The sequence below is a fragment of the Pontibacter ruber genome, from assembly GCF_023630205.1.
Lineage (GTDB): Bacteria > Bacteroidota > Bacteroidia > Cytophagales > Hymenobacteraceae > Pontibacter > Pontibacter ruber.
The window spans coordinates 1057974-1072367 of the sequence record NZ_JALPRR010000003.1 but is presented as its reverse complement, the minus strand read 5'-3'; the positions used below and the strand labels follow the sequence as shown (position 1 = coordinate 1072367).

Sequence of the window (14394 nt, the reverse complement as noted above, 5' to 3'; positions counted from 1 at the left end):
TGAACATCAACAACTGTTCACTTTTACTGAATTAGTCTGCTTTATTTTACAGTGAATCTGATAGTAGTAGATGTACCTGCAGTACCACTAGCACCACTGTTAGAATAAGGAGTTACTTTTAGTGTGTAAGTACCTGCTGCTGTAGGCATTTCCCAGTTACCGAAGTAGTAGTTGCCGTCACCGCTGTCACCCTGTACTGCGTAAGGGAACTGGTTATCAGTATAAGTACGGTTCTGCGTACCGGTAAGCTCGAATTTCACACTGCCTACTTTATCCATGTTAGCACGAACGTTGAATTTTCTTACACCCAGTGAGCTTAGGTCAAGAGTAGCGCCGTCGCCAAAATTCATTACATCTTTGTCTGAAGAAGCATCTACCAAGGTAAAGCTTGATGCCTGTGAGGTAGAAGTGGTAGTAGATGTAGTCGGAGCTGGCTCAGTAGTAGTGCTTGCAACCGGCTCAGTAGTAGTAGAAGAAGATGAAGCACCGGATGACATTTCAGCCAACGAAGCTTTTTCATTACCAATTCTTACGTTGTCATAGAAAAGCACACGCTTCTTGGTATCAGTGGTTTTGCTGTCATTCCACTTCCACTTATAGATACCTACTTTCCAACGAGGAGCTGAGGCAGAAGAAAGCGAGTACATGTTCGAGCCGCTGCGGCTCAGGATCTTCTTGCCGTTCAGGTAGATCTCGAGCAGACCGTCTGAGCCGGATGAGTGCTTGATGTGGAAGGCAAACTGATTCCATGTATTTTTAGCTACAGCACCTATATCAATGCGCTGCGTGCTGCCTGTACCAGACGCACCTGAAGGGATAACTACGTTATAGCGGTCGTCTTTAATCTCTAAAGCAATTGAAGGGCTTGTTCCACCACCCTGGTGCCACTGGCTGATGATCTCAGTATAAGAATCACGTGCGTAATCAGCTGATGGGAAGTAAACAGAGTAACCGTACCAACGGTGCAGGTTGCTTTGCTCCGGGAAAAGTACTTCGGCTCTGGTACCACCGCTGGTGATCGGGTCAGAATCGCGTAGTTCAAAACGGCCAGCTTTAGGGCCTTCAAATACAGGGCTATTTGAAGTACCGAAGGCATAGCTGGTACCAAACTGCTTGTGCAACCCAGACCATATAGTGCTACCCTCAAAAGTCTCGTTATAAATAATGTTGGCAGATACTGCCTTGCCTGAAGATTCTGCATTCAGAGAGCCTGCTGGTGTGATTTCTTCAAGCTCTTTTTGTTCACATGAAAATACTACTGCTCCTACTAAAAGGGGCATTAAAACGTTACGAAGTTTAAAGTTCATCTTGTTTGGCTAAAAGTTAAAAATCAAAATTTTAAGATTGCACTATTATTATTTTTGGCGTTAAATATTCACTAATGCAATCAAGGTTAATTATTATAGGTGTTTAGTTAAAGTTGTACTTTTATTGTTTTTTAAATCTAGAAGTTTATTCATAGGCTTAACAGGTTTTTAAGATCCAACAAACACATGCTTAAACAAACACAATTATCAAGCAGTTAGTCAATTGCATATTTTAACTAATTGCTTTCCACAAATTTAAAGCGCTGGTTTCCAATTAAAAAAACTTATAGACCGATTATTCACTAAATTCTTCTATTTTCACACTATTGGCGCTGGTTTAATTATATTATTAACAATTTTTACTGCTTTTCTTTAAAAATATAGCAAAAGCAAAATCTTCTATTGTGTTGTATATTTCTAATAGTTATTGAAACTTAACATTAGAAATGACAAAACTCTGTTGTAGTCGAAGGTCAACGTAATATGAGGGAATAAACTTAGAAGACTACTGGGAGTAAAAACCGGTAATTGCACTACCCTCCAAATAGATGGATACCTATATTTTGTTAATATTGATTTAAAGAAAGAGAGAATATATAAGCTAATGTTCTCATTGTAAACTGGTTACAACTATTAAAAAGAATTCTCAGGTCTTTGTTAGTCATAACAGAGGAAGTAGTAGCAGGAAAGCAACCATAGAGAAGAGTGCCGGAGATTATGCAGGCATTAAATTCTTATTGAGATACGAACTTCATCTTTTCACTCAATCAATCTCATAATAAGCATAACTTATCTAAACATTTTATAAGTTTAGGCAGTAGAATTAGCTATCTTCACTAAACAAAAAAGTATGCCAACAACTAAAAACACATGGGATTGGCAGATAGATAACAGAACCAGTTTTTGGAGTCATAGTTTTAAGGAGCTTTGGGCATACCGGCATTTATTAGCTGGACTTGTAAGAAGGCATTTTTTACTTCATTACCAGCAAACTATACTTGGGCCCGTATGGATACTCTTCCAGCCGATTATGACTCTGGCAACCTATGTCCTGGTATTCAACAAACTTGTCGGCATTTCAACAGGTGGTTTACCTCCTGTGGTATTTTATGCTTCCGGTATTATTTTATGGAATTTCTTTAGTGAAAGCTTTACAGGCACATCCAGCACATTCCGGGAAAATGCGCAGATATTCAGCAAAGTATACTTCCCCAGGATCATTATGCCCATGGCTGTGCTGAGCACGCAATTTTTACGCTTTCTGATGCAGCTGCTGATGTTCCTATTAGTAATCCTATACTTCAGCCTTTTTGCAGGTATGCCTGTACACCTTAGTGAAGAGCTGATCATGTTTCCTGTTGCCATCATACTGATTGGGGCAATAGGTTTGGGAATGGGGCTTTTGCTTTCGGTACTCACCGCCAAATACCGAGACATGAATAACCTGGTTGCCTTGGGAGTACGCCTGTTGATGTTTGTAACACCTGTTATCTATCCTATGGCAGTAATCAATGAGAAGGTACGCTGGATAGTGCTCCTAAACCCCCTGACTCCATTGTTTGAACTGTTTCGCTTTTCTTTGCTGGGTGAGGGTTATGTTACCCCGCTGCAGATACTCTATAGTTTTGTATTTGCCGCCCTACTGTTGCTGGGGGCAACATTGCTGTTTAACAAACAGGGAGATAAGTTGATTGATATAGTATAAAGTTGGTGCTGCATGTCTGAAGTAGTTATAGAAGTAGAACATCTTTACAAAATGTACCGACTGGGAACAATCGGTACAGGCTCTTTTCGCCAGGACCTGCAGCGGTGGTGGACCTCCACTTTTCTGAAAAGGCAAGACCCTTTCTTCCTGTTACAAGACGAATACAATTCCTCTAAACAAGCACAGTCTATTATGGCGTTGCAGGACATCAGTTTTGAAGTCAGGCAAGGCGATGTGATTGGTATAATCGGAAGCAATGGCTCGGGTAAATCTACACTGCTCAAAATTATTTCGCGCATAGTGCGGCCAACAGCAGGTGTGGTCAGAGGCAAAGGCAAAGTAAGTAGTTTGCTGGAGGTTGGCACAGGTTTTCATCAGGAGTTGACCGGCCGGGAGAACATCTACATCAGCGGGTATATACTTGGCATGAGCAGATTGGAAATTAAAGCCAAGTTTGATGAGATTGTAGCTTTCTCCGGTGTAGAAAAGTTTATCGACACACCTGTAAAACGCTATTCATCAGGCATGTACGTACGTCTGGCCTTTGCGGTAGCCGCCCACCTAGAGCCAGATATACTGATCGTAGATGAGGTATTGGCCGTTGGCGATGCCGATTTTCAGAAGAAATGCCTAGGCAAGATGAGGGAAGTATCCCAGGCAAACGGAAGAACCATCTTGTTTGTCAGCCACAGCATGCAGGCCATAAAAAACCTCTGTGATAAAGGGATCTGGCTGAACAAAGGCAAAATGCAGGCTTTTGGGGAGGTGGCAGGTGTAGTAAACAAATACATTTCGAGCATACAGCAATCCAAGTACAGGCAAAGCTGGAAAACATCGGCAGAGGCACCTGGCAACGAATACGTACGCATTAAATCAGTTGAACTGGTGCCACACCTGGAAAACCCGGAGGATCCGTTGGACATCAGGGTGCCGTTAACAGTTAAATTTCAGTTCTGGAACATGCAGGATGGTGTCGTGCTTGGGTCTGGTCTGCATCTTTTTACTGCTGGCGGCGAATGTATTTTTGATGTTCCCTCGCCTTCGGTAGTATGCGAGAAAGGAATTGTAGAAGGCGAGTGCACCATACCGGGTAATTTCCTCAACGACGGAGCTTATTACATGTCCCTTATCATAGTAAAGGATACCTCTGTTTCTTTATTTTACTTAGAGGAATGCCTGTCGTTTGAACTGGAAGATTACAGAGAAAACATACAGTGGTATGGCAAGTGGTGGGGAGCGGTTCGGCCTAAGCTTCCGTTCCTGTTCCATCAAAAGAGTATGGTTGCTCATCAATAACACAAGCAAGCTGTGCCTCATGAAAGAGTATTCACCCTACCACATCATCCATGTTTACCTAGATCAGCAGCTGACACAGCCACAGTTGGCTACGCAGCAGGGTAACTACCTGGTGTTCTGGTGGCAGGATGTAGCTTTGGGGCAATTATTTATAGAGCCCGCTACAGAAATAAACTATAGTGAAGAATTATTAAAAGCTATAGCGCCGGCCATCAATTACTATACACAACTACAGGAAAAAGAAGCCACCAACTGGTACCACTGGATCATAAACCATCAGTTTGAAGAATGGAGCAGCTGGATGCGTGAACTGCTCCTGCCTTACTCGCATGCTGTGCTTCCTGAGATCGTACCGGTGACCGCTATCGTTTGCAGCCGCAACAGGCCTATTCAGCTGCAAAACTGCCTTAACATGTTAAGCCAGCTACGATGCAAACCGTCCGAAATTATAGTAGTGGACAATGCTTCCGATGATGAAAACAGCATAGTCAACACAGTAAATCAGTTTTTGGAAGCGAAGTATGTACGGGAGCCCAGGATAGGACTTGACATCGCCAGGAATACTGGTATACAGAAAGCATCCTTTCCAATTGTTGCCTTTGTGGATGATGATGTTCAGGCACACTCCCTGTGGATCTATTATGTGTGGGAAACCCTGCAGAACCCAGCTGTTGCAGCTATGACAGGACTGGTTATCACTTCTGAACTAGCAACAAGAGCACAGTATCTATTCGAAAAATACTGGAGCTTTAACAGAGGCTACGTCGACAAAGTATACGACCGCATTTTCTTTAGTGCCACACTCACACAAGGGCCACCGGTATGGAGAATTGGAGCCGGAGCTAACATGGCATTTAGAAAAGATATCTTCAACGAAGTTGGCTATTTCAATGAAATGCTGGATGTAGGCGCTGCAGGATGTAACGGCGACTCTGAGATGTGGTACCGTATCCTGGCACATGGCCAAACGATAACTTATAACCCAAGAGCCATCGTTTTCCATGAGCACAGGAAAGAATTAGCAGGGCTAAAGAAACAGATTTTCTACTACATGCGCGGACATACCGCTGCAGCACTTACACAACAAAAGCAGCATCAGCAGGCAGGCTACAAGCGCTACCTTCTTAAGCTATTTCTGAAAGCATACACGAGATCCATTGTAAAAGGCTTTCCTGATTATCAGGCAAAGTATAGTACCCTGTGGGCACAAATAAGTGGTGCAGCATCTGGTCTTGCTTACTATTTCAGAAATAAGGGAAAACTTAATAACGCTATATCTAAATAGTATGGCTACAGGTACTCATACTGGCAACCAACCTTTGGTTTCTGTTATCATCCCATGCTATAATCATGGGCAGTACCTGCACAAGGCCATCGAAAGTGTACTGCGTCAGACATACAAGTACACAGAAATAGTTGTAGTAGACGATGGTTCTACTGACAATACAAAGCCTGTTTCAGAACAGTATGAGGGGGTAAAGTATATCTACCAGCAGAACCAAGGTTTGTCTGCAGCCCGCAACACAGGCATACGCCATAGTACCGGTGATTTTATACTGTTCCTGGATGCAGACGACTGGCTATACCCGAAGGGCATAGAAGTAAATACCTGCTATCTAGCGCGGCATGAAGAGCTGGCTTTTGTTTCTGGCACTTTCGATGCCTTTTATATAAATGAAAATACGATAAAGGAAGGGGCTCTGGAAGTACACGCAGACCACTACTGCCGCCTGCTACAAGGCAATTACATTGGCATGATCTCCACTGTCCTTTTCCGAAGATGGGTTTTTGATGAATTCCTGTATGATACCAGATTAAGAAACTGCGAAGACTATGATCTATACCTGAACATTGCTCGGAAATACCCGGTTTTTCACCACCAGAACAAGATAGCAGTCTACCGGATCCATTCGGCCAATATGTCGAACAACGTTCCGATGATGCTCAACGGCGTACTGGGTACACTGGACCGGCAAAGAAACAAGCTGACAACGGAAAAAGAGCGAAAGGCATTTAAAACAGGTCAAAAAATATGGAAAAAGTACTACTGCCATGAACTTTACGAAAATCTGAGCCAGAATAAAACAGCTCCTTCCAAAGCCAATTTACTAACCTTATTAAAGTACAGGCCACCCCTTTTGATGCGGTACATACTCAAGAGCAGGAAAAGCATGATCAAAGCGAACGTAAAGAAGCTAATGCCAGCTACCAGTTTGAGGCTTCTCCACAGAATGGGAATTGTCAAAAGTTACATCCCTGCGCCCGGCAAAGCTAAACCAAGCGACTTGTACAAAACCACGCCACTTAGTACCGATTTTGGCTACGACAGAGGCGGCCCCATAGACCGGTATTACATTGAGCAGTTTCTGGGCAAAGAAGCAGCAAGTATACAAGGCCGGGTGCTGGAAATAGGTGACAACGAGTACACCCTGCAGTTTGGCGGCACCAAGGTAATGCAAAGCGATATACTGCATGTAAATGAAAGTAACCCGATGGCAACCCTGATAGGCGATCTGAGCAATGCACCACAAATACCGGATGATCTATTCGACTGTATTATCCTTACGCAAACACTCCAGATGATCTATGATTTCAAAGGGGCGCTTGGCACCTGCTACCGCATCTTAAAACCTGGAGGCACGCTGCTTCTCACTGTACCCGGTATAACGCCCATCGACCATGGCGAATGGAAAGAAACCTGGTACTGGTCTTTTACCGATAAAGCGATGCGAAAATTGTTTGAGGAGACCTTTGATGCAGGAGCCACAGATATAAGAACGTATGGAAACGTATTTGCAGCAAGTGCCTTTTTGTACGGTGTAGGTCTGCCGGAAGTACCTCAAAAGAAATTGGATATACAGGACCCCCACTACCAGGTTATTGTTGCTGTTAAAGCTGTAAAAAGATAGACGTTGAGAGCCAAACTTAGGCATATTATCAATAGGTATTTTAAGCCCAGGGCCCTGGTGCTGATGTACCATCGCGTGGCAATACCAGATGTTGATATTTGGGACATGGCTGTTAGCCCGGAGAACTTCGAACAGCAACTGCAGGTGTTGAAAGCAGGCTATAGGGTGTTGCCTTTAAAAGAACTGGCAGAACGTGTGCGAAGAAAAAAACTAAGATGCAATACGGTAGCCATTACGTTTGATGATGGCTATGCGGATAACTATGTAGTAGCGAAACCACTGCTGGAGAAGTATAATTTACCGGCCACTTTTTTTGTAACCTCAGGAAATATAGGAACAGAAGCAGAGTTTTGGTGGGACGAACTCGAGCAGTTGTTTCTTTTTACGGATGAATTACCACAAACTATAAGTATAAAAATAGCTGGCACTTTGGTTGAAGCAAATCTGGGGCAAGAATCTATACTAAATAAAGAATTACACAGTTTACATCGCCAATGGAAAGCAATTGATGAGCCTCCTGTATCTGTACGAAGCCGTCTGTTTTTGCAAGTATGGCAATTGCTTAAAGAGCTGCCACCGCAAAAGCAACAGCACCAGTTGCAAACAATAAGAGAATGGGTTGGCACTCCACAGAGTATAAGGTCGGACTACAGAAGCATGTCAGTAGAGCAGTTGCAGGAATTGGCCAAGAATAGTCTCTTTGAAATTGGTGCTCATACCGTCTCGCATGTAGCTCTAGGTTATCACCCTGCCAGTTACCAAAAACAGGAGCTGATGGAAAACAGAAGTTATTTGGAGAAAAAAACAAACAGAAGTGCGGCTACCCTCTCCTACCCCTATGGCAATTATAACAGCGAAACCATGGCTCTTGCCGCTGACCTTGGTTTTCTGGCAGCCTTCACAACAGAGGAAAAAATAATTACCAATCATAGTTCCGCTTATCAAATGGGCAGGTTTCAGGTAAAGAATTTAGCTGCCCCCGCATTTGAAAGCAGACTAAAGTATTGGAGCCTTTATTGTTAAAAATAGTATGATGCAAAACAGCCAACAGCCTCTTGTTTCGGTGATTATTCCTTTCTTTAACGAGGAACAGTTTCTTCACGAAGCTGTAGAGAGCGTGCTGCTACAGGATTATTCCCAATGGGAGCTGCTGCTGGTTGATGATGGCTCCTCAGACGGAAGTGTGGGGTTAGCCAAAGCATACGCAGCGAGACATCCGGGTAAAATCATGTACTGCGAACATGCCGGGCACATCAACAAAGGTTTGAGTGCCACCCGTAACGAAGGCATCAGGCAGTCAAAAGGAGATTTACTGGCTTTTCTAGACGCAGATGATGTATGGTTAGCTGAAAAATTGTCAGACCAGGTAAAAATTTTTGAGCAAAACCCAGATATTGCCATGGTGGCAGAAGCCTCTCTTTACTGGTACAGTGGGGCCAGTGATGATAAAAAGAATGTTGCTATACCTGTGGGAGCGCCCGCGGGCAAAGTTTACCGGCCTGCAGAGCTGGTGCGCTATCTTTACCCTTTAAGCAATGGCGCGGCTCCGTGTCCCTCCGGACTAATGGTTGCAAAACAGGCAGCCATAAACGCCGGAGGCTTTGAAGAATCATTCACAAAACAGTATCAACTGTACGAGGACCAGGCTTTCCTGCATAAGATATACCTTAAGGAAAAAGTATTTATATCTGCCTCCTGTAACAACAAATACCGCCAGCGCATCGGCTCTATTATGCAACAGGTGCACGAAGAGGGACAGTACCACCTGGTCCGGCGCTACTTTCTGGAATGGCTAGAGGCGTACCTGATACGGGAGCATATTCAGGATAAGAAGACACTCCAACTCTTAAAGAAAGCGCTTGTACCTTACCGGTATCCCAATTTATACTTTATTACAGAACAACTACCGGCCAAGGTAAAACGCTTCGTCAGAAAAGGAATAAGAAAAGCAATCCGGAAATGATGCCAGGTTTAACTGTCTTGATGCCAGTTTATAATGCTGAAAGGTTTCTCAGAGAAGCTATTGACAGCATTCTACAGCAGACGTATAAGGATTTCGATTTCCTGTTAATTGATGATGGCTCTACTGACAGCAGCGTAACTATCATTCAATCGTACCAGGACCCCCGCATACGATTTTATCAAAATGAGAAAAACTTAGGTATATCAGCCACGCTAAACAAAGGTATAGAACTGGCCGAAACAGACTATATAGCCAGAATGGATGCGGATGATGTAAGCTACCCGGACAGGTTGGAAAAACAACTGCATTACCTGCAGACAAACCCCGACTGCGCCATGGTATCTTCTTTTGCCAGAATAATAGACGAAGGTGGGCAATTTGTCAGGCAGGACAGGATGAAGAGTGAGCATTTTTACTATAACCTGACCTTTATCTGCTGGATCTATCATCCCACAGTTATGTACCGGAAAGATTCTGTAAAGGAGGTAGGTATGTATACGGCAACCTACTCTGAAGATTTTGAGCTCTTCTGGCAACTCTCCCGAAGATACAGGATACACACCCTGCCGGCAACGCTGCTGGACTACCGGGAGACAAGCCAGAGCTTACACCAGGTCCTGAAAAAGGAAGAATACGAGCAAGCCCAGCAAGCGCAGGTGCTTCGTAACCTTCGTTATTATGCCGGTAACTCCTACACAATTCCAATAAGTTTTATAGAATGCTACCGCCATAACTTTCAGCCTCTGCTAGCTGAGAAAAAGCTTAACCGCATTGTTGCTTGTGTTAAAGAGCTCGACTACATCACACAATCTATACTTAATACAGCAAATCCTAATTTAGAGCGTGCGCCAGTCAAACTTGCCTCTTACTATAAAAGAAGGTATATCATCTCCTATTTAACCAACCAACTTCCCCTGTTACAGAAGCTTATGCTATTGTATCAGCTCGAAACATTTGAATCGCTTATCAAACAGCTTAAAGTGACCTTAAAAAGATTTGTTTACCGATAACACAGCACACTTTCTTAACCCAGCTGTAATAGCTTAGGCGTTACCTACCAGTTACAAGCAATTATAAACCATGTCTTATATATTTTTTACTTACTTAATTTATATATCTTACCAAAATATGAATACTATTATCTACTTTCACCGTATATCAATCAAATATGTAGGAGAATAAAATCTGCTAATGGCGAATATATTTGGCTCACCCCCCGCTATACTTCCGCTCCCTGAAAATAAAAACAGGCCTTTGTGGTCTGTTATGGTACCGGTTTATAATTGCGCTAAGTTCTTACCGCAAACCTTAGAAAGTATTTTAATGCAGGATATACCGGAAGCAAAAATGCAGATTGAAGTAGTTGATGATAGCAGTACGGATGCAGACGTAGAATTGCTGGTAAATAACATAGGCAAGGGCAGGGTCAGGTATTACAGACAGGCTACCAATGTGGGAAACCTTCGCAATTTCGAGACCTGCCTGAATCGCTCACAGGGCAGGTTTATCCATTTACTGCACGGAGATGATAAAGTAAGGCAAGGCTATTATCATAAAATAGAAGATCTTTTCAGAAGGTACCCCGAAGCAGGTGCGGCTTTTACACGCTATAGGTATATAGATGAATACGACTGCACTCTACACGACAAACGCCCTGAAATGCAGCATGAAGGGATTTTGCCAAATTGGCTTACAGCCATAGGTGAATGCCAGCGGATACAGTATGCTGCAATAGTCGTAAAAAGAGAAGTATATGAAAAATTAGGAACCTTTTATGGTCCTTCTTATGGTGAGGACTGGGAGATGTGGGTGCGCATAGCGCGTGATTATCCAGTTGCCTATTCACCAGAAGTTTTAGCAGAATACCGGATGCATCACGACTCGGTTTCCGGGAGCAAGTACCGGAGTGGTGAACATCTGCAGGACCTGTTAACAGTAATGAAGCTGATACAGGAGCACCTGCCAGATGAGAATAAACAGACAATATTAAGTAAATCGAGAAGATACTATGCCTCCTATGGATTGAAGATTGCGGAAAAGCTCTGGAACAGATTCCATGACAGAGAGATAGTAGAAGCACAGATAAAGCAGATTCTTAACCTGGACAGAAGCCCTAAATTATACCTGCTGATTGCCCTGTTTTACTTAAAAACTTTTTTCAAAAAAGCATGAGGTTAGGTATATCAGTTATTGTTTGCACCTACAACGGAGCCTCCTTACTTCCGCCAACCATCCGGCATATTGCGCAACAGCAAGTGCGGCCGGAGATCAACTGGGAGTTTATCGTGGTAGATAATGCCTCCACAGATAACACAGCTAAAGTTGCTCAGGCAGAGTGGGATAAGTATAAAAATCCGGTTAGCTTCTCTCTACTTTACCAACCCAAGCAAGGCTTATCCTATGCCCGCGAGCTGGCTTTAGAAAAGTCTAAGTATGAATTCGTATTGTTTTGCGACGATGATAACTGGCTAAACCCGGATTACATAAACATAGCCTATGATTTGATGCTGCAGCAACCTTTGATAGGTGTGCTGGGTGGCTACGGTAGTCTGGTATTCGAATCCCCTCCTCCCAAATGGGCCGAAGGGCTTACATCCTTTGCAAGCGGGCCTCAGGGAAAAAGTTCAGGTAAGGTAAAGCACAATTATGTCTATGGTGCTGGCTTCATTTTAAGAAAAGCAGCTTATAATTCAATAGCAAAAGCAGGCTTCCGGCCGATGCTTACCGACAGAATAGCCAATTGCCTCAGTGCTGGCGGCGACTACGAATTATGTTACGCTATTGCCTTGGCTGGTTATGATATATGGTATGAAGAAAAACTCCGGTTTAAGCACTTTATGCCCGAGAAGCGAATTACCTGGGAATACTGTGTCCGCCTATACAAAGAAGGAGCACAAAGTCTTGATGTATTGATCCCCTACCGCATTAGAGTAAGTATGGGTGGTAAGAGCAATTTGTCCTTCCATCTAAAATATCTGAAAACGTTTTTGACATACATCCGAAAGCTGGTGCCGCTGCTAGTACAGAAACAATGGCAAAAACCGGAGTCTGATGAGGCAAAACTGAATACGCTACGAATAATAGCTCTTAAAGCAAGGATACTGAGTTTCAGTAAATACAATACCATGCGTCGAAACTTCTCCCGGATCGTTGATTTTGAGCGAACAGAACTACGGCCTAGTCTGCAAAAGGAAAAGACCTCCTTTTCGAAAGAAGATCTGTCTAAAGGAAAAATTCTTAATAAAGAAATCTTCTTATAACCAGCAGTTCCATCCAGCAAGTATAGGGATAAGCTACTAGAACACTCGTAGCCCACGGGTAACAATTGTTTCCAATTTCAGCCAATGTGTGTTACCACTACAAAATACATGAGGCTTACTGTACCTGATCTAAGACAGGAAACAAATACTTTGTGCCACCCCTAAATATGTAAGCTTCACTATATATCCAGGATCAACTTTTTACATATACCTATCATTCTCTTCAACTCCATCTCTCTTAGATCTTATACCTTTAAAATATCTGAAAAAAGATATCAAATCGTCTATCTTTATTTTAAATTTTTCGTTTTATAGTACATATTCTTCGCTTGCGGATCTTAGGCTCCAGACTTGTTGACTTCTACTAGTGATGGTATGCTGGAGCTAAGATTCCTGTAGTCATTTACCAGACACCGCTTAAGATTTTAGGGCAACGGTTGTTCCAGAGCTCTAAAGTAGATTAGCCGTTATTCTTCCATATGTTCAATAAAGGATATTAACTATACAGGTCTATCTATGGCAAAAATCTCTACCTCCCTTATACTCCTTATTTTAATATTACCCTTAAAATTAAGTGCACAGTTTTCTTCTCTTACAAATCTTAAACAGGAAGCAACAACGATCAATACAGGAGACAGGCCACAGTCTAAAGTATGGTCTTATGATTGTTATCATTGGGCAGTCTTCTCTAATGCAACAGGAACCCACCTCTGGCGATTAGACGATGACTCCTGGACCAAAATGCTTACGATCTCAGATCAGACAGATTCAAAAGCCGATTGCAAAGTTGTAGATAACGTTGTGCACGTTTTTCTCTATCAGGGCATCACATCCCGACTGGTATCCTTAGAGTATGATTCTGCCGCTTACAATTACAAGTATTGGACTAACAGAACATCAGCCGTAACGATAACGCTCGATAATGAAGTGGAGACGGCTACTATTGATATTGATGGCAACGGCAGGATGTGGCTGGCGTCAGATGGTGTGGATGATATCAACGTTCGGTGGAGCGACTCTCCTTATAAAGAATGGAGCGAACCAATATTATTGGCGAAGGGCATACATGCTGATGATATATCTGCCGTAGTAGCCCTTCCCGGAAAGGTGGGGGTGATATGGTCTAATCAAAACATAAGGAGATTTGGCTTTAAACTCCACAATGATGGTGATGATCCGGCTACCTGGTCAGAAGATGAGATACCTGCTTCGCAATCAGCACTTGACATTGGCAAAGGTATGGCCAATGATCATATCAATATGGCAGTAGCAAAAGACGGTACCTTATACTGCGCTATAAAGACAGAATACAGGAAAGAATATGAAAGATTACCTTATCCTTTGGTTTCCCTGATCGTACGTCGCCCTTCCGGAACCTGGGACAATTTATATGAAGTGAACAACAGAGGCACCAGACCAATTGTTCTTCTTAATGAAGATCTGGGTAAGCTAAGGGTCGTTTATACATCTGCTGACGCAGGCGGAAAAATAGTTTATAGGGAAACATCTACTAATAATATCTCCTTTGGGGAACAATATACCTTAATTGAAGGATTCTATAATAACCCCACTAGCATGAAGAGCAACCCGGGCTCTGAAGTGGTAATTTTAGCTTCGGATGACAAGTATGTAGCTGGCGTGTTAGCATCTGACAACCCTTCGCCTTCTGACGCTTGCAACATCAGTGATACTTTTACTGTATACCCGAACCCATTTGCAAGTACAACAACGTTACACTTCCTGTTTAGAAAAGCTACTGATTACACAATTGACCTTTACGACAGCAAAGGATCCTTTATAGCCACAATAGGTAAAGGCAGAGCTGAGGCACGCAGAGAGAATACACTAGAACTAAACGGAGAATTTTTATCCAGAGGTCTTTATATGATAAGGCTACAAGCTGAGTCTGAAAGTAAATCGCTGAAACTAATCTATAATAAGTAACAGGCTATCA

11 protein-coding genes are annotated in these 14394 nt (G+C 42.9%); 10 read left to right on the top strand and 1 reads right to left on the bottom strand.

Features of this window, described 5'->3' with window-relative positions:
• Window positions 1-41: 41 nt before the first annotated feature.
• Window positions 42-1307: a polysaccharide lyase gene (locus MJ611_RS16380; protein ID WP_250431290.1), complete on the bottom strand. Its 1266-nt coding sequence runs from the start codon at window positions 1305-1307 to the stop codon at window positions 42-44.
• A gap of 850 nt (window positions 1308-2157) precedes the next feature.
• Between MJ611_RS16380 and MJ611_RS16375 the strand changes: the two genes are divergently transcribed.
• The 10 genes from MJ611_RS16375 (at window position 2158) to MJ611_RS16330 (ending at window position 14384) form a co-directional block, all read left to right on the top strand.
• On the top strand, window positions 2158-3012 hold the full coding sequence (locus MJ611_RS16375) for an ABC transporter permease (protein WP_262921678.1): 855 nt from the start codon (window positions 2158-2160) through the stop codon (window positions 3010-3012).
• A 12-nt stretch (window positions 3013-3024) separates the two neighbouring features.
• Window positions 3025-4308 carry an ABC transporter ATP-binding protein gene (locus MJ611_RS16370; protein WP_250431288.1) on the top strand — a complete coding sequence of 428 codons (1284 nt, stop codon included), beginning with the start codon at window positions 3025-3027 and terminating at the stop codon, window positions 4306-4308.
• Window positions 4309-4327: 19 nt separating this feature from the next.
• On the top strand, window positions 4328-5593 hold the full coding sequence (locus MJ611_RS16365) for a glycosyltransferase family 2 protein (protein WP_250431287.1): 1266 nt from the start codon (window positions 4328-4330) through the stop codon (window positions 5591-5593).
• 1 nt (window position 5594) lies between these two features.
• A complete protein-coding gene (locus MJ611_RS16360; RefSeq protein WP_250431285.1) occupies window positions 5595-7217 on the top strand; it encodes a glycosyltransferase in 1623 nt (540 codons plus the stop codon).
• Window positions 7218-7292: 75 nt separating this feature from the next.
• Window positions 7293-8240, top strand: coding sequence for a polysaccharide deacetylase family protein (locus MJ611_RS16355; RefSeq protein ID WP_250431283.1), 948 nt, complete (start codon window positions 7293-7295; stop codon window positions 8238-8240).
• A 7-nt stretch (window positions 8241-8247) separates the two neighbouring features.
• A complete protein-coding gene (locus tag MJ611_RS16350; protein ID WP_250431281.1) occupies window positions 8248-9180 on the top strand; it encodes a glycosyltransferase family 2 protein in 933 nt (310 codons plus the stop codon).
• Window positions 9177-10190, top strand: a complete 1014-nt coding sequence (locus MJ611_RS16345; protein WP_317233148.1) for a glycosyltransferase family 2 protein — start codon at window positions 9177-9179, stop codon at window positions 10188-10190. Before MJ611_RS16350 ends, MJ611_RS16345 begins: the two co-directional genes overlap by 4 nt.
• Window positions 10191-10371: 181 nt before the next feature.
• Window positions 10372-11352 (top strand): glycosyltransferase family 2 protein, encoded by a 981-nt coding sequence (locus MJ611_RS16340; protein WP_250431278.1) that lies wholly within the window; start codon window positions 10372-10374, stop codon window positions 11350-11352.
• Entirely contained in the window at window positions 11349-12440 is a 1092-nt protein-coding gene (locus tag MJ611_RS16335) for a glycosyltransferase (protein WP_250431276.1), read from the top strand. Before MJ611_RS16340 ends, MJ611_RS16335 begins: the two co-directional genes overlap by 4 nt.
• Window positions 12441-12956: 516 nt before the next feature.
• The gene (locus tag MJ611_RS16330; protein ID WP_250431274.1) at window positions 12957-14384 is read left to right on the top strand and encodes a T9SS type A sorting domain-containing protein; all 1428 of its coding nucleotides are present in this window, start codon (window positions 12957-12959) and stop codon (window positions 14382-14384) included.
• Window positions 14385-14394 lie beyond the last annotated feature (10 nt).

Bases quoted from the DNA above. Each gene is read 5' to 3' on its own strand.
- MJ611_RS16380 (WP_250431290.1), bottom strand. From the start codon at position 1,307: ATGAACTTTAAACTTCGTAACGTTTTAATGCCCCTTTTAGTAGGAGCA.
- MJ611_RS16375 (WP_262921678.1), top strand. From the start codon at position 2,158: ATGCCAACAACTAAAAACACATGGGATTGGCAGATAGATAACAGAACC.
- MJ611_RS16370 (WP_250431288.1), top strand. From the start codon at position 3,025: ATGTCTGAAGTAGTTATAGAAGTAGAACATCTTTACAAAATGTACCGA.
- MJ611_RS16365 (WP_250431287.1), top strand. From the start codon at position 4,328: ATGAAAGAGTATTCACCCTACCACATCATCCATGTTTACCTAGATCAG.
- MJ611_RS16360 (WP_250431285.1), top strand. From the start codon at position 5,595: ATGGCTACAGGTACTCATACTGGCAACCAACCTTTGGTTTCTGTTATC.
- MJ611_RS16350 (WP_250431281.1), top strand. From the start codon at position 8,248: ATGATGCAAAACAGCCAACAGCCTCTTGTTTCGGTGATTATTCCTTTC.
- MJ611_RS16345 (WP_317233148.1), top strand. From the start codon at position 9,177: ATGATGCCAGGTTTAACTGTCTTGATGCCAGTTTATAATGCTGAAAGG.
- MJ611_RS16340 (WP_250431278.1), top strand. From the start codon at position 10,372: ATGGCGAATATATTTGGCTCACCCCCCGCTATACTTCCGCTCCCTGAA.
- MJ611_RS16335 (WP_250431276.1), top strand. From the start codon at position 11,349: ATGAGGTTAGGTATATCAGTTATTGTTTGCACCTACAACGGAGCCTCC.
- MJ611_RS16330 (WP_250431274.1), top strand. From the start codon at position 12,957: ATGGCAAAAATCTCTACCTCCCTTATACTCCTTATTTTAATATTACCC.